18 protein-coding genes are annotated in these 14,547 nt (G+C 35.1%); 8 read left to right on the top strand and 10 right to left on the bottom strand.

What is annotated here, in order from left to right:
• The first annotated feature begins 118 nt into the window (after nt 1-118).
• Nucleotides 119-934: a DsbA family protein gene (locus DAY19_RS13190; RefSeq protein ID WP_115363212.1), complete on the top strand. Its 816-nt coding sequence runs from the start codon at nt 119-121 to the stop codon at nt 932-934.
• 8 nt (nt 935-942) lie between these two features.
• Here the strand turns inward: DAY19_RS13190 and DAY19_RS13185 are convergent, their stop codons facing one another.
• From DAY19_RS13185 to DAY19_RS13165, 5 genes are all read right to left on the bottom strand, one after another.
• The gene (locus DAY19_RS13185) at nt 943-1,719 is read right to left on the bottom strand and encodes an endonuclease I family protein (protein ID WP_115363210.1); all 777 of its coding nucleotides are present in this window, start codon (nt 1,717-1,719) and stop codon (nt 943-945) included.
• Nucleotides 1,720-1,856: 137 nt separating this feature from the next.
• Nucleotides 1,857-2,612: a PilZ domain-containing protein gene (locus DAY19_RS13180; protein ID WP_115363207.1), complete on the bottom strand. Its 756-nt coding sequence runs from the start codon at nt 2,610-2,612 to the stop codon at nt 1,857-1,859.
• The gene (locus tag DAY19_RS13175; protein ID WP_133296972.1) at nt 2,587-3,798 is read right to left on the bottom strand and encodes a lytic transglycosylase domain-containing protein; all 1,212 of its coding nucleotides are present in this window, start codon (nt 3,796-3,798) and stop codon (nt 2,587-2,589) included. Before DAY19_RS13175 ends, DAY19_RS13180 begins: the two co-directional genes overlap by 26 nt.
• 127 nt (nt 3,799-3,925) lie before the next feature.
• Entirely contained in the window at nt 3,926-4,792 is an 867-nt protein-coding gene (locus DAY19_RS13170) for a vWA domain-containing protein (RefSeq protein ID WP_115363203.1), read from the bottom strand.
• Nucleotides 4,793-4,800: 8 nt separating this feature from the next.
• A complete protein-coding gene (locus tag DAY19_RS13165) occupies nt 4,801-5,556 on the bottom strand; it encodes a MotA/TolQ/ExbB proton channel family protein (RefSeq protein ID WP_115363201.1) in 756 nt (251 codons plus the stop codon).
• Between the two features lie 70 nt (nt 5,557-5,626).
• Here DAY19_RS13165 and DAY19_RS13160 point away from each other — a divergent pair, with 70 nt between their 5' ends.
• Genes DAY19_RS13160 through DAY19_RS13140 form a run of 5 tightly spaced genes read left to right on the top strand, consistent with a single transcriptional unit; the run spans nt 5,627 to nt 10,278 of the window.
• On the top strand, nt 5,627-6,055 hold the full coding sequence (locus DAY19_RS13160) for an acyl-CoA thioesterase (RefSeq protein WP_115363199.1): 429 nt from the start codon (nt 5,627-5,629) through the stop codon (nt 6,053-6,055).
• A 9-nt stretch (nt 6,056-6,064) separates the two neighbouring features.
• Nucleotides 6,065-6,793, top strand: coding sequence for an ABC transporter ATP-binding protein (locus tag DAY19_RS13155; RefSeq protein ID WP_115363197.1), 729 nt, complete (start codon nt 6,065-6,067; stop codon nt 6,791-6,793).
• Nucleotides 6,786-7,619, top strand: coding sequence for an ABC transporter permease (locus tag DAY19_RS13150; RefSeq protein WP_158536909.1), 834 nt, complete (start codon nt 6,786-6,788; stop codon nt 7,617-7,619). Before DAY19_RS13155 ends, DAY19_RS13150 begins: the two co-directional genes overlap by 8 nt.
• A complete protein-coding gene (locus DAY19_RS13145; protein WP_115363192.1) occupies nt 7,619-8,983 on the top strand; it encodes a hypothetical protein in 1,365 nt (454 codons plus the stop codon). The genes DAY19_RS13150 and DAY19_RS13145 overlap by 1 nt, the downstream gene beginning before the upstream one ends.
• Nucleotides 8,984-9,006: 23 nt before the next feature.
• The gene (locus DAY19_RS13140; protein WP_115363190.1) at nt 9,007-10,278 is read left to right on the top strand and encodes an acetyl-CoA C-acetyltransferase; all 1,272 of its coding nucleotides are present in this window, start codon (nt 9,007-9,009) and stop codon (nt 10,276-10,278) included.
• Nucleotides 10,279-10,352: 74 nt separating this feature from the next.
• Here DAY19_RS13140 and DAY19_RS13135 read toward each other — a convergent pair whose 3' ends face one another.
• The 3 genes from DAY19_RS13135 to DAY19_RS13125 are packed head-to-tail and all read right to left on the bottom strand — an operon-like array spanning nt 10,353 to nt 11,785.
• Complete coding sequence (locus DAY19_RS13135) at nt 10,353-10,628, bottom strand: hypothetical protein (RefSeq protein ID WP_115363188.1); 276 nt, start codon at nt 10,626-10,628, stop codon at nt 10,353-10,355.
• Nucleotides 10,629-10,638: 10 nt separating this feature from the next.
• Entirely contained in the window at nt 10,639-10,986 is a 348-nt protein-coding gene (locus DAY19_RS13130) for a hypothetical protein (protein WP_115363186.1), read from the bottom strand.
• 58 nt (nt 10,987-11,044) lie between these two features.
• Nucleotides 11,045-11,785, bottom strand: coding sequence for an NAD-dependent deacylase (locus DAY19_RS13125; protein WP_115363184.1), 741 nt, complete (start codon nt 11,783-11,785; stop codon nt 11,045-11,047).
• A gap of 49 nt (nt 11,786-11,834) precedes the next feature.
• Here DAY19_RS13125 and DAY19_RS13120 point away from each other — a divergent pair, with 49 nt between their 5' ends.
• Nucleotides 11,835-12,851 (top strand): metal-dependent hydrolase, encoded by a 1,017-nt coding sequence (locus tag DAY19_RS13120; protein WP_115363182.1) that lies wholly within the window; start codon nt 11,835-11,837, stop codon nt 12,849-12,851.
• Here the strand turns inward: DAY19_RS13120 and DAY19_RS13115 are convergent.
• Nucleotides 12,840-13,505 (bottom strand): hypothetical protein, encoded by a 666-nt coding sequence (locus DAY19_RS13115; protein WP_115363180.1) that lies wholly within the window; start codon nt 13,503-13,505, stop codon nt 12,840-12,842. The two genes, DAY19_RS13120 and DAY19_RS13115, sit on opposite strands and share 12 nt — an antisense overlap.
• A 36-nt stretch (nt 13,506-13,541) precedes the next feature.
• On the opposite strand from DAY19_RS13115, the gene DAY19_RS13110 reads away from it, so the two are divergent.
• On the top strand, nt 13,542-13,814 hold the full coding sequence (locus tag DAY19_RS13110) for a hypothetical protein (protein ID WP_133296971.1): 273 nt from the start codon (nt 13,542-13,544) through the stop codon (nt 13,812-13,814).
• Between the two features lie 11 nt (nt 13,815-13,825).
• On the opposite strand, the gene DAY19_RS13105 is transcribed toward DAY19_RS13110, so the two are convergent.
• Entirely contained in the window at nt 13,826-14,539 is a 714-nt protein-coding gene (locus tag DAY19_RS13105) for a diacylglycerol/polyprenol kinase family protein (protein WP_115363176.1), read from the bottom strand.
• Nucleotides 14,540-14,547 lie beyond the last annotated feature (8 nt).

Raw genomic sequence — 14,547 nt, 5'->3', positions numbered from 1 at the left:
GGGAGTCCTTCCCCCTTTAGTATTCACAACTTTTCAAAGAATTGACATAACTCTAACGTAGCTTCGATAAAGCTAGTGCATAATTGTACGATAGGTTGTTAACAACTTAGGAGAAATAATGCTTAGTTCTAACAAAACATTTAACTTTTCAATTCTACTTGTGCTGGTTGCCTTGTTCTTAGCATCTTGCTCAAATAAGAACTCCGCGCAAGATATTAGAAAGGCACTAGATGACGATCCGACAATTCTTACAGATGTTATGAAGAAAAACCCTCAGGTTTTTATGGAAACATTACAACAAATGGCATCTGAAATGAAACAACAGGCATTGGCCGATCGTAATCGTAAAGAAAAAGAGATTCTAGAAGATGCTTTTAAAAATCCAATTCAGGTTCAATCTCATAGTGATGATCTTATTATAGGAAATCCAAATGCCAAGGTTAAGATCTATGAATATTCTGATTTTCAATGTCCATTCTGTTTTAGGGCCCTTGAAACTGTTAAACAGTTAATGGATGAATATGGTAAAGATGTGGCCTTTATTTATCGCCACTTACCAATCGATTCAATTCATCCTCAAGCAAGATTAGCAGCACAGTACTACGAAGCTATTCGTATTAAGCATGGAAAAAAAGCATTTAAGTTTCATGAAACAATCCTTCATAATCAAGCAAAGATTCGACTAGGAGAGAAGTACTTATTAGAAGTCGTTAAGAAAATGGGACTTGATACTAAAGAAATTAAAAAGCTAGCTAATTCAAAGCAGGTTGATGATAAGATTGCTTTTGATATTGAAAGTGCAAATAAGCTTGGCTTCAGTGGAACACCAGGATTTGTAGTTGGCGGAGTTCCTGTGAAGGGTGCTTATCCTTATGCTCACTTCAAGAAGATTATTGATCGTTTGTTAGAGAATAAGACTGCTGATACTAAGTAAGTCTAGGCCTATAGATTAGGAATTAATTTTATTAATTCAGGGTAGTCGATAAATGGGTTACGGTTACCCTGATACTTTTCAACCATTTCATTTCTAAATTTTTCAAAAGAAGAAACAGGGTCAAGTTTGTCCCAAGCTCTTAGAAACTCTTCTTCTCTATCGTCGATTGGAAGCTCATACATTACAGCAAAGTAGAAGAGGCCTCTTGCAATATCACCTTTAACTTCATCAGGTGGCTCAAAGAATTGTACTTGAGGGTATTTAGAGTTTTGTCCCATTTTGGAAGCTTCACATAATTGGCCTTTATTTTCCTGATCGACTTCTCCAAAGAAGTGATCACCACGCTTTTGATTTACTAATGAGTCAGTTGGATAGAGGTGATGCATATCAGATACCATTTCATCATAAGTGTTTTGATGATGAGGTACTTGCGGACCATAATCAAAGAAACGAGACTTTGGCCAAGTGTGTTCTGTATTTAAAACATTTCCATCAGGAAGGTCATCGTTATCCATAAAGATATCAACATTATTCTGGTATTCAACTTCACAGTAGATATCTCTTATAAAGTTATTCTCACTTCCTTCTTTATAATAAGCATAGATTTCATTAAATAGATGTAGTCTTGCTTCTTTGTAATAAAGAGTCTTTTTATTCTTCTTCATTAGGACGATTAGCTTTTGTCTTAATTCAAGAGATCGCTCTGGTCCTAGCGGTGTGATTTCGCCAGCAAGTATTGAGGTTGAAAGAATAAATAGACTAATAAGAGTTATAAATCTGCGCATGAGATGTTTTTACGGCCATTTATGAATTCTTGATAGGTTATTGTAGAATTTACGTGTAAATAAAAAGACAGGACCCCGTAAGGTCCTGTTATTATTGAAATCAAGCGCTTGGTTATCAGGCCACTTAAAAACGTGTTTTAAGCAGCTTTATTAAATTGTTGGTACTCTTTATTTTCTTCTTCTACACTGTCTCTAAGACTGTTTAAAAGCTTCTCAAGTTGGATTCTCTCGCTAACGCCAAGGTCGATAAATTGTACGCCCATTCCTTCTGGGTAACGTCCTACGGCCATAGACTTTCTAACTACTTTTGCCTTAAGTTCTAGCTCCTCACCAATATTAAAAGTGAAAACATCACCACATGAGAAAATATCCTTTTGAGTTGGAACATTATAAGAAATATAGGCTCCAGTTCTAGAGATATCAAAAGTATTACCTAAGTTAATTGGAATATCTGTTGAAGATACTTTTGTTGGTAGTGGTGCCTTATATCTTAGGGCCGTCTTCCACCACTGAGCAGCTGGTGAGTTAATTACATTTGTATCCTGACTTAGAATAAAATATGAGGTCATTAAGATATATGCGAATGTCGATAAAATAACTGTCGCTGCTTCAAAATCATTTCCATAAACGAGAACAATCGAATTATTTAAACAAACAAAACCAATTGAAAGAGGGAAGCTCCACTTTATATCATTTTGGGCCGTGAATGAGAAGTATGCATTAATACAGCAAGATGCCATGACCATTAAATTAAAGAATGTCATCTTGGACCAGATTGCACCAATATCTGTTGCGTTGTACCCATAGAGGAACATTACTTGGACTGGTATACTTACAGCAATTGCTAAAAATACAAATGCATAAACGTTAAAGATTAACGGCTTGATCTTCATGGATTTCTCCTTGTTCTTGATTTTGGCTAAAGTGATAACAGTAGCTATTTACTTTATTAATATAATTCTTTGCTTCTTTTAGGCGATCTGATTGACGCCAATTTGTACTTAGTTTTATTAGCTGTGACTTTACTCGAAATGGGCCTGAGTTATAACTTGCTAGAATAAGATCAGTGAATAATTGGCTTTTTTCAAATGATCTCACTGTCTTAATTTTTGGATAAGACTTTTGAATCAGATCAAAATTTCCTCTCCAGTACTTTTTTAGGTAGTTAATATATTCAAGGCCACCTATAACAGACTTTTTCTTATTAAGACGCCAGTCATTTTTATAATTAATTTTTCCTGTTCTAACTAAGAATTTAACAACACCATAAGGAAGCTTTTCAATTCTTTTATCAACCTTCCATTTATCATGCTTTTTAATAACATGTTGGCTTGCTGCATCTGTTACTTGTGTAAGGCCTATGGCCTTGGCCGAACTTACTGAGCGATAATTAAAACCAGATTCCTGTGCAATTAGGCCAAGAAGCATAGAAGGGTTTGTCTTTTCCTTATTTGCTTCTTTTTCAACTAATTCAATAAAGCTATCTTTTACATTAAAAGGATCAGTAGAAGATATTTTGATCTTCTCTTTAGATGCTTGACGACATGAAGGTTCTTCATATCGATAAAGAGATCTAATTTCTCCGCGATATTGATATCCAACTTTAATGTCCGTAGTAAGTCTAGCAGGTAGGCTTAATCGATTTATCTTATAGATGATATTCTTTTCATCTTGAAAGATAACTTTATTATTATGCTTAAAACTTGAGGTAACATTTTTTCCATTCCAAAAGATAACGATATTATCTGGATTTAGCTTACCTCTTGTTGAATTTATTTTTACGTATAAGTCATAGATGGAATGACGGTTTTGCTTTTTTGGGAAGAATTCGATTCCGATAGTACTTGTACCAACATTATCAAAGTTAATATGCTCATCTAAGATCTTTGTAAATGCTTGTAAATTCTCAAAATCATCACGATCATTAATAAGAGATAGAGTGTCACTTCCAAATGGATTCATAGGACCTGCACATGAACTTAGAAGGACCGTGGCCCCTAAAAGTAATGCTGAGAAACAGGCACGTGTTAAGGCACGGGCCATGTAATTGATAAATGTTTGTTTCTTGGAAGCGTTCATTGACAATATTATGTCAATTTTGTGTAATTTGCAGTAGATACTGGGAAGTTAATTGAATGATTACAGAGTCTTAACCCATTTTTTCCATAAAAATTCTAGTTATGAAAAATCGTAAATTTCGCCAACTTTAGAAGCCATAGAAAAAACCGTTATTGGATTTTGTTAAGTTTCTTAGGAATTTGTATAAGTTAGAGGATTTACTGAAGTTTTTGGCCCCTACTCCGATAGCATTAATCTGAACCTTGCGAAGACGGTTCTTAGTCGTGACCTGTTTGACGATATCATCGATATTATCGGGAGATGCTGTTGCTCCTGACTTTGTTGGTGAGCCATCACTCAATAAGACAATATCACTTAGATCAGAATATTGATCGAGGGTGTACATTAAAGCTGCTCTAGTTGGTGTCGTACCATTTGGAGTAAGCCTAGTAAGAAACCCATATACTTCTTCTTTTACTTTTAGATTATGAAGGCTTTGTAAAACACCCCAAAGAGAATAATATGATGAGCGATTAGGGCCTGGATAATAAATGATATCAACTTTATAGTCTTTACCCATTGAGGCAATTAACATTTTAAGGCCAGCCTTTACTTCTCCTATACGGTCATCTGTTGCCATTGATCCAGAAACATCAATGACAAAGGCAACATTCTTTCCTTTAAAGTTAAATCCTACATCATTAGTATTTGATGTATCATCTTGCTTCTTAGTGATCTTTTCAACGCTATCTTCTTTCTTAGGTTTTATACTTTCCTTAAGTTTTTGATTTAGCTCTTTTATAAGGTCTTGTTGTTGCGCTACAATTTTTTGACATTGATCTAGTGCCTGTGAGTTATCGACACAGACCTCTTGCTTTTGTGGTGGCTTTTGGGCAACTGGATTTTCATTTTTTGGAACGACAATAAATAAAATAATGACAGCACCGAGGGCACCAGAAAGTAGATCAAGAAATGAAATATTAAAGACGTCGATGGACTTTCTTTGGCGGCGCATAGACTTCCTTATACTTCGATTTTATTAACAAGGTTTTCAATGACATATTCCTTTGTTTTCATATGGAATTTGTCTGTTTTCTTTTGTAGGTCATGAAATAACCACATGAGAATAATACTTAAGATTAGTGCAACAAGTGTTGTATCGAAAGCTACACCAAGTGTTGCTGTAATGAGATTCATATCTTTTGAATTTGCAATCATCAATGCACTTGAGATACCTAGAACAGTTCCAATAAAACCAAGAGAAGGAATGGCCCACAGTAGATAGCGAATATTTGATTGTTCTGTTTCAGAATTATCGCGATGAAGATCAGTGATAATATTAATAACTTCTAAGACTTCTGAAATACTTTTTGAAGAGCGAAACTTTGCACAAGAATTTTTTATTAATTGAGTAAGTAGAGTTTTTGAGTATTTCTTTTCAAATTCTTTAACATTTCGGCCAATTTCAATGACTTCATTTGCCATTAAAAGGTGACCTTCATTAGTCGGTAAAAGATTTGCTTTAAAATATGATTTTTCAGCTTTAATTTGTGCCTTTAAAGATTTGATCTCTTTATAAGACCAAATAAATGCCATATAGGTTAACCACTGTATATAGCCGCCTTTAATAAAGTCTCCACCTAATAGGATTAATATCCTTGAGACGATACCATCTTTTGCAAAAATATCCGACAGATATGCTCCGTTTAAAATGACAATAAAAACAGTACTGAAAACAACGGCCTGTCCAATGAGTTGCAATTCTTTCTTTTCTAGCATTGAGCTACCTTTTAAATTATGATGATAAGTATATGTTATTATAATTATATCGAATTTTAAAAGGATATAAATGGTGGGAAAAAATAGTGAAACTCAAAACGAGCAAGAAAATATTCAACCTGAAGGTGAGCTTTCAGTAAGAACTCTAACAATGCCATGTGATACTAATCATAATGGTGATATTTTTGGAGGTTGGGTTCTTTCTCAAATGGATATTGCAGGTGCAATCTATTCAGGAAAAAGATGTAACGGAAGAACTGCCACAATCGCAATTGAGGCCATGAAGTTTATTCAGCCTGTTGGTGTTGGGGATATTCTTTGTTGCTATTGCTCTACTGTCAAAGAGGGAAATACTTCTTTGTCTGTAAAGGTTGAGGCTTGGGTTGTTCGTAAATTTGAAACAGAACGAGTTAAAGTAACAAGTGGTGTTTTCACATATGTTGCTATTGATGAGGACAAACGTCCAAGAAGTATTAATTCTAAAACAGTTCTAAAATAAAGGTTATCTATGAGTGTTATTGATGTACGAGGTGTATCGAAGAGATATCGTGACCAATTGGCCTTAAGTGATTTTTCTTTAAGTGTTGAAAATGGCGATGTTGTGGCATTGCTAGGGCCAAACGGAGCAGGGAAAACGACATTTGTAAAATGTATGTTGGATTTAATAAGCGCTGATTCGGGTGAGATTACAATATTTGGAAAGTCTTCTAAGGATCCACGCTCGAGAGCAAGTCTCGTTTATCTTCCAGAGAAGTTTAATTTTTATGATTATTTCACAGTAAAAGAAACACTTAAGTTCTTTGCTGAATTTCACGGTGTGGAAAAGTCTCAAGTAAATGGAAGAATTGATGAGGCCTTAAAGAAGTTATCGATTGATAAGTTTGAAAAGAAGAAATTAAAAGAACTTTCTAAGGGACAAATGCAAAGAGTTGGTCTTTGTATTGCTGTCGTTGCCAATAAGGAGCTTATCATTTTAGATGAGCCTTTCTCTGGCCTAGATCCAATTGGAATTAAAGATGTAAAAGATATCTGCCTTGAATTATCACAACAAGGAAAGACGATTTTAATCAACTCTCATATTCTTTCTGAGGTCGAGAAGTTTGCAACAAAGGTAATTATTCTAAATAACGGTCAAGTCAAAGCTCAAGGTCCTCTAAATGAAGTAAGAGGGGATATCTCATTAGAAGAGCGTTTCTATGATTTAGTTAAAAATGATAGTGGAAGTGAACATGCTTAATTTAATAAATTTTACATTAATTAAAAATACAGTAGAAAAAGAAATAAGAAATAAGTCAGTTATCTTTTTATTTGTTCTAACATTTGTAGTTATGTACTTAGGTGGCGTTTTAACCAATACATTACAAATTGAAATAGAAGAGTCTGGCTTTAGTACATATCTAGCAAATGCTAGTATGACAGTTGTTATTTGGGTCATTAGCTTAAGTGCAAAACTTGTGGCGGCCCTTATCGCTGCAAATATCTTTAAAAGTGATTTAGAAAGTGGAGTTATTTCTCAGATCTTAGCATTACCAATTAAACGTTCTTCATATGTTTTAAACCGTATGCTTGGGGGAGGGATCTTAAGCTTTCTTTATCTTGTTATAATTCTTGTTATTGGTATGATTATTTTAAGTGTAAATAATCTACTTCCTAAGGGAATGGACTTACCAGTCATAAGTATGATTGCTTCACTTATTCCCCATTTTATACAGATTATAATCATTATGTTTGTAAGCTGTTTTTTAAGTTTATACTTTAATAAAATTGGGACTTTATTATTAACTTTATTTTATGTTCTGGCTTCAATCGGAACTTATGCATATATTAGCAGTGGAAACCCTGTTATCACAGGCTTTAATATATCATCTATATTTGGAAGTATCTTTTATGGAATCTTACCACGTATTGGTGAAGTTTCTGCTATTTCTGATATGCTTTCATTTGGGGCCGAGCTTGATGGTGAAAAAGTTAAGAGTATAATATTTGGTCTAATTCATTTAGTTGCAACTTTAAGTGCATGGGGATTTTTATTTAATTATTTATTTAGAAAAAGATCGTTCTAATGAGAAGAATACTTATTATACACTCAGATCAAGGTGTTCAATCTAGCTTGCGAGAATATCTCTCAAATGAATACTCATTTGAAGTTGAGTCGATTAGACATTTTGAAGAGATTAAATCACCAAAAGAGTTATCTACTTTTGACGGCATTCTTTGTGAAAATAAGTATACTGATAAGGAAGGCTTTAATGTTACTTCTGGTAGAAACTTAATTAACTACTCTATCGATCATTCAATTAAAAAGCCAATCATTATCTTAGGTGAAGTGGAAGTTGACTATGGAAATTATGTCAGTCTACCTTCACGCTTTTCATTAAGAGACGTGAGTCTTCAGTTAATCAAGAGCCTTGGTGTTACTGAAGAAGAGTTAAGGCATCTTAAAATGCCTGATTATATCCAGGTTGAGATATCCAACTTCTATCAATTATCAAATCCTTGTTGTGATATTTATATTAAAATGACTAAAACAGGTGAGGATCACTACGTTAAGCGTATTTATGCCGATGATGTTCTAGATAAGGATATCGTTCGTCGTTATGAAGATAATAATCTAACTCATTTCTATGTTCAAAAGGAAGACTTTGAAAAATTAATGGGACAAATTTTATCTCAATCATTAAGTAAAGTCGTTAAAGCTTTTAAGCAGGGAAGTAAGGTATTAGAAACAAGTTCTGATACTTATGAGATCTCTCAGAATTTATTAAATGATATGGGAATAACTCCTCAGACTGTTAAACTTGCTAAGACTTCAATTGTGGCCATGCAAAAGACTATTGCTGGCTCTAAAAAGTTAATGCCACTTTTAAGAGGATTACTTGAAAATGAAACATCTTATGCCTTTAAAAGAAATTATCTTATAAGTTTATTCTTTTATCAGATTATTCCAAATCTCGGCTGGGGGCGTGGTGACCAATTAAAGCAAACTATGGATAAGGTATGTTATATCTGTTTCTTTCACGACATTGTTTTAAGAGATGAGGAGTTACTAAAGATTCACGACTCTGAAGACTTGGCCTTGGCCGATATTACAGCAAATCAAAAGAAGCTTGTATTAGAGCATGCAAATATGTGTACAACACTTCTACAGGAAATCTCAGGGATTCCTAGTGGTATTGATGTTATTGTACGCCAACATCATGGGGCATTAAATGGAATTGGATTCCCTGATGTCTACACATCCAATCTTTCTCCTTTAGCAATTTGTTTTATTGTTATTGAGAAGTATGTCGTTGAAATTCTTAAGTGTCTTGAGAATCGTGAAAAACTAAAGCTTAACTCGATATTATTAGAGCTCGATGACTTTTTTCATTTAAGTAGTTATCGTAAGATAGTTTTCGAATTAAAAAGCCTTATTAATCCTAATTAACATCATAATATAAAGGGAAAGTTATGAATCAAAGAAAAGTATGTATCGTTACAGGTTCGAGAATTCCATTTGCTCGCTCTGGAACAAAGTATCAAGGAGTTTCTAATAAGGAACTAATGACAGCGGCCCTTAAAGGTCTTGTTGATAAAATGAATTTAAAGGGAAAAGAAGTTGGTGAAGTTGTTCTTGGAGCTGTTAGTAAGCATGCTTATGACTTTTCTTTGGCCCGTGAATGTACAATTGAAGCAGGGCTTTCATTTCATACTCCTGCAACAGATATTCAAAAAGCTTGTGGCCTATCTCTTGAGGCCTCTAATATTATCGCCATGAAAATTGCTACAGGACAAATTGAATGCGGTATTGCAGGTGGTGTTGATACAAATAGTGATATTCCAGTTGAGTTCTCTAAGAATTTCTCAGATGCTATGAGTAAAGCAAATTATGCTCGTTCAACAGGTGATCGTATCAAGGCTTTATTGAGTATTCGTCCAGCGGACTTAAAGCCTTCATTTCCTGCTGTAAAAGAGCCTCGTACAGGTCTTTCGATGGGACAAAGTTGTGAACTTATGGCGCAACGTTGGCAGATTCCAAGAAGTGAACAAGATCAATTAGCATGGGAGTCTCATCAAAATGCAGATCGTGCATATAACGAAGGCTTTTATAGTGATCTCGTTGTTCCATTTAAGGGATTAGAAAAGGATGGGATCTTAAGAGCGGATACGACAGTTGAAAAAATGGGAAGCTTGAGAACGGCCTTTGAGAAGTCTGATAAGGCGACATTAACTGCTGCAAATTCAACTCCTCTTACTGACGGAGCATCTGCCGTTTTCTTATGTAGTGAAGAATATGCAAAAGAAAATAATCTAGAGATTCAAGCTTACTTTACAACTTGCCAGTCTGCTGCAGTTGATTTTATTGAAGAAGAAGGGCTTCTTATGGCCCCTGTTTATGCCGTTCCTAAACTTTTAAAAAGAGCAGGCCTTACTCTTCAAGATTTTGACTTCTATGAAATTCATGAAGCCTTTGCTGCTCAAGTTCTTTGTACTTTAAAAGCCTGGGAAGATGAAGAGTTCTGTAAAACAAAACTAGGGCTTGATGGGGCACTTGGATCAATTGATCGCTCGAAGCTAAATGTTAAAGGTGGATCACTTGCTCTTGGACATCCATTTGGTGCTACTGGCGCAAGAATTGTGGCAGGCCTTGCTAAAATGCTTAATGAAAAAGGCGGTGGAAGAGGACTCATCTCAATCTGTACAGCAGGTGGGATGGGAGTCGTTGCCATTGTTGAAAAATAAATAATTCTAAAAATAAAAAAGGGCATCAATGATGCCCTTTTCTTTGTTCAAATATAATCTTTAAATTTTTAAAATTATTTTTCGTTACAAGTTTCGTAACAAAGATTTCTTTGAGCTTCGTCAGCAACAAGTGCACACTCATCGTAACACCATGGCATCGACTTATTTCCTGATGCATAGTATGGCCCGTTTAAACATGAGTCCATGATTGCATTATGACATGCCATGAAATCATCTTTATTTGTTATTTCTTTACAAACTTCATTTGCTTGTTTTGCACAAACTTTTAAAACGCTTGCTGAAACATTTACTGATAATACTAAAGTAGCTGCTACTAATAATCCTTTCATATTTTTCCCCTTATAGATCATACACACAAGATGCTTTATTCCCAGTTAGAGACTCTAGCTTTGCTAGTGCCGCTTCGTAGTAATAGGCATCTTCCCCATTAGATTCTTTTAATACATATAATGTTTTGTAATTTGGTAATTCTTTTTCTTTTAAAACTTTAAAATTATCTGAGTATAAGATATTTTCAAGTTCCACAAGTGCGTGGTCTGAGATTCTTGCCCAATTAACGACAATCTTATATTGATGTAACTTTACGTAACCTGTTGCATAATATGCATTTTCACATTGCTCACGTAGCGTCTGCGCATTTGCAAAAAAACTAGTAGCTAGCATTAATATTGCTATTATTTTCTTCATGACCTCTCCAATGTAATTGGCCACTTATAACGAACGCATAACGAAAATAAAAGTTAATTTAAGAGATATGTAATAAGTTCTCAACTATTTTTATGACGCCCTCTGTCGCAGTCTTATCTATTGTGTAGTCAAATAATTGAGCGTTATTAGTTGGATGGGGATTAATTTCAAGACAGTATGCACCAGCGCTTTTGGCCATAGTTACAAAGTTGGCCGCTGGATAGACTAAACCTGACGTTCCAATAGAGATAAATAAGTCACAATCAAGTAAGATCTGTTGGATTTCATCGAGATGATGGGGGACTTCTCCAAACCAGACAATATCTGGCCTAAGATTGCCCTTTGTATGACAACACTCACAGCGACTTTCGCCAGTTAAATCGTCAAGCCATTGATAGACACGACCCGTTTTTATACAGCGGGCCTTTAGAAGTTCTCCGTGCATATGATAGACGTTCTTTGAGCCACCAGATTCATGGAGGTTGTCCACATTTTGCGTAATGATATTAACTGTATACTCACCACTTGCTTCAAGTTCACCAAGTTTTATATGGGCAGCATTGGGAGTTACCTCATCGCTTAAAAGCTGACGTCTTCTTTGATTGTAGAATTCATAAACTAAAGTGGGATTGTTTTTAAAGGCCAAGGGGGAGGCCACTTCATAAATATCATGATTTTCCCAAAGGCCATTCTGATCACGAAAAGTCTTAAGACCTGACTCTTTTGAGATACCTGCACCACTTAAGACACAGATATTTTTTATTGAATGTGAACCTGTAAGCTCTTTTAGAAAATCCATGGGAATATGGTATCATAAGCGAGTGAATTTAAAAATATGAGGTTTATAGGTGGATCCAGTTTCTCAAGCCGTTGTGGGAACAATGGCAGCTCTTGGAAGCATACGTAGAAAGAAAACTAAGACGACTGAAAAGGAGTCTGGCCCAAGCTTTAAGGCCATTGCCTTGTGGGGTGCTCTGGGGGGATTAGCTCCGGACTTAGATGTATTAATTCGCTCAGCTAGTGATCCTCTTTTTCACGTACAATTTCATCGCCATTTTACTCATTCCATTTTCTTTATTCCCATAGGTGCTCTTGTCGTCAGTTTATTCTTGCGATTATTTAGAGTGCCAATTAAAAGAAGTTATCTCTATACTTTCCTAGGTTATGCCACTCATGGAACTCTTGATGCTTTTACTAATTACGGGACACAGCTTTTTTGGCCACTCAGTGATATGCGTGTTGCTCTAAATGGTGTTGCAGTCATTGATCCTCTTTGCACAATACCGCTTGTGATTCTTGTCTTAGTCGCTATTAGGCTTAAAGATATACGATTTAATATAGCGGCCATTACTTATCTTTGTTTGTTTATGAGTCTAGGCCTTTACCAAAAGCAGAGGGTGACTGAGTTTTTGATTAGTAAATCGCTAATTAATAATGAAACAACACGCTTTATGGTTAAACCAACAATCTTTAATAATGTCGTATGGAGATCTATTGTTCTAGATCAGTCTCAAGCGAAATTCTATGCTGTAAAAAGTATTCCTTTTGGCGAGATTAAACTTTATCCAAAACATGAAAGCGCAAAGATTGTAAAAGAGGATGAGATTGAAAACTTACTCAAGCATTATGATTCAAAAAAGTTCTCTTATGATTATGAACGCTTTAAGCACTTTACTAGTGGCTACCTACATTGGGGAAAGAATAACACTATAGTAGATTCTCGCTATAGCATTCTGCCATATTCTTCTGAGGCCATGTGGTCTGTTCAATTTCATAAGGGCCCAGGCCACGTTCATTTTAATACTGAAAGGGCCGTTGATGTGAATGCTAGAAAAGAATTCTTAAAGCTACTCTTAGATTTCTAAGAGGTAACTTGATAGGTATTTAATATTTTCTTCTTGCAGCTCGTGAGAGTTAATTTTAAAACTCTTGTATTGTGCATTTGAAATGATTGTCTTCAGTTTTTCAAAACTTTTAAAAGAGTTCTCATACTCAACAACAGGGTCTCCCTCATTGTGAATTGAAAGGTGAGTGAAGTCTTTATTTTGCCCTAATTTATCAACCCTAGTATTTGAGTTAATGGCAATAGATGACTTAATCCCGCTTATCGACGAGGCCATAATCGGAGCAAGATACCCACCTTGAGAATAACCAATCAAACTCACTGTATTCATAGGCACATTTAATGTATTTAGAAAGTTTTCTAAGGCCATAATTGGTGCCTGCATATCAATATGATAACTACCCTTACTATGATCAAAGAAGTACCAACTATAACGATAATGAATAACTTTTGGTCTTATCTTTGGAATGGGAAGGATGCCATTAGGGATAAGGATTCGAAACTTATCTTTAACTTTATCTGCTAATTTATCAACTAATGTCTCTTTTATTTGCTGCGCATTTTGGGCAAAGCCGTGCAAGACAAGTAGAGTTTGCTCGGCGTTCTTATTTCCCATCTCAATATAGTCAATCGGTAAAGTCGTTTGGACATTTATTCGGCTAGTATTATTTTCCATATGTCATATAATAGTAGGGGCGAGGAGATATTAAAAGTGAATTCTAGTAGTGTGGACTTGGCCCGTGAAATTGTTTTAGAAAATATTTCATTCTTTGAATGGATGAATATGGAAAATATTCTTATCTCGATAAAAAAAGAAGATCTCACTCTCTTAGATGAGGTCAATATGGAAGTCCTGGAAGATTACTTAAGTGAATTCTTAAATGAGGATTTAATCGAGAGAAAAATTGAAATAATTAACTCTCGAAAAGAGCCTTATTATCGCCGCAAGCAAATTAAAAAGAAAAAGAGGTTTGGAATCTTCTAAGCTTCTCTCTTCTACATAATCAATGCAAGAAATACCCAAATTGAAGAAGCTGTCACAAGTGGAATTGTGAGATTGTCATCAATTTTAAAGTCTAAGAAGTCAAAACCGGTTACGACAATTGAGCTAAAAACACATACTAATGCGAGTTTCACATCAAAAGTGTAAACACTTGTAAGTACACCAATGTGGATTGCTAGAGTTGCAATAAGAAATGCAACAGTACCTTCAAGAGATCTATTAGGCGCTAACTTTGTCTTACCAAATCGAATTCCAATAATGGCACTTAATGGATCACATACTGCTAGTGTAAAGATGGCCACAAGTGCAATAGTTTTTGGAAATGTTAAAATTGTAAGAAGTAGCCCCATGAGATAAGGCATTGATGCCGATTCTTTAAGTTGCTCCTCTGCTCTTAGAAGATATTTTGAACCAAGTTTTGTTAACTTGTTTTCTGGATAGTTTAAACGAATTTGTTCAAGAATATAGAAAAGACACGTGGCCACCCCTAAGATATGCACGGCCTGAGTGTGAGTAAGAAAGTGCTTATAAATCATTCCTGCAATAACTCCCATCGAGAAATGGAAGATACGACGCGGCATGTGAAGGTCTTTACGAGTTTTTGTTATCTCTTCTTTCTTATCGTTATTCTTATCTGTATTTTCTGTCTCACTTGCTTTCACTTCACAAGTGTCTTGTTCATTAGCAGTCATTGAGGTTGTATCCATGTCTACAT

Origin of the sequence: Halobacteriovorax vibrionivorans, assembly GCF_003346865.1 — a bacterium.
GTDB classification, from domain to species: Bacteria; Bdellovibrionota; Bacteriovoracia; order Bacteriovoracales; family Bacteriovoracaceae; genus Halobacteriovorax_A; species Halobacteriovorax_A vibrionivorans.
Note: the sequence above shows the minus strand (reverse complement) of the source record. Positions and strands in the feature narration are given on the sequence as shown.

What these genes read in the sequence shown, in the direction of transcription:
- DAY19_RS13185 (WP_115363210.1), bottom strand. Translation starts at nt 1,719, where the DNA reads ATGCGCAGATTTATAACTCTTATTAGTCTATTTATTCTTTCAACCTCA.
- DAY19_RS13145 (WP_115363192.1), top strand. Translation starts at nt 7,619, where the DNA reads ATGAGAAGAATACTTATTATACACTCAGATCAAGGTGTTCAATCTAGC.
- DAY19_RS13180 (WP_115363207.1), bottom strand. Translation starts at nt 2,612, where the DNA reads ATGAAGATCAAGCCGTTAATCTTTAACGTTTATGCATTTGTATTTTTA.
- DAY19_RS13125 (WP_115363184.1), bottom strand. Translation starts at nt 11,785, where the DNA reads ATGGATTTTCTAAAAGAGCTTACAGGTTCACATTCAATAAAAAATATC.
- DAY19_RS13175 (WP_133296972.1), bottom strand. Translation starts at nt 3,798, where the DNA reads ATGAACGCTTCCAAGAAACAAACATTTATCAATTACATGGCCCGTGCC.
- DAY19_RS13160 (WP_115363199.1), top strand. Translation starts at nt 5,627, where the DNA reads ATGGTGGGAAAAAATAGTGAAACTCAAAACGAGCAAGAAAATATTCAA.
- DAY19_RS13170 (WP_115363203.1), bottom strand. Translation starts at nt 4,792, where the DNA reads ATGCGCCGCCAAAGAAAGTCCATCGACGTCTTTAATATTTCATTTCTT.
- DAY19_RS13155 (WP_115363197.1), top strand. Translation starts at nt 6,065, where the DNA reads ATGAGTGTTATTGATGTACGAGGTGTATCGAAGAGATATCGTGACCAA.
- DAY19_RS13130 (WP_115363186.1), bottom strand. Translation starts at nt 10,986, where the DNA reads ATGAAGAAAATAATAGCAATATTAATGCTAGCTACTAGTTTTTTTGCA.
- DAY19_RS13190 (WP_115363212.1), top strand. Translation starts at nt 119, where the DNA reads ATGCTTAGTTCTAACAAAACATTTAACTTTTCAATTCTACTTGTGCTG.
- DAY19_RS13115 (WP_115363180.1), bottom strand. Translation starts at nt 13,505, where the DNA reads ATGGAAAATAATACTAGCCGAATAAATGTCCAAACGACTTTACCGATT.
- DAY19_RS13150 (WP_158536909.1), top strand. Translation starts at nt 6,786, where the DNA reads ATGCTTAATTTAATAAATTTTACATTAATTAAAAATACAGTAGAAAAA.
- DAY19_RS13140 (WP_115363190.1), top strand. Translation starts at nt 9,007, where the DNA reads ATGAATCAAAGAAAAGTATGTATCGTTACAGGTTCGAGAATTCCATTT.
- DAY19_RS13165 (WP_115363201.1), bottom strand. Translation starts at nt 5,556, where the DNA reads ATGCTAGAAAAGAAAGAATTGCAACTCATTGGACAGGCCGTTGTTTTC.
- DAY19_RS13135 (WP_115363188.1), bottom strand. Translation starts at nt 10,628, where the DNA reads ATGAAAGGATTATTAGTAGCAGCTACTTTAGTATTATCAGTAAATGTT.
- DAY19_RS13105 (WP_115363176.1), bottom strand. Translation starts at nt 14,539, where the DNA reads ATGGATACAACCTCAATGACTGCTAATGAACAAGACACTTGTGAAGTG.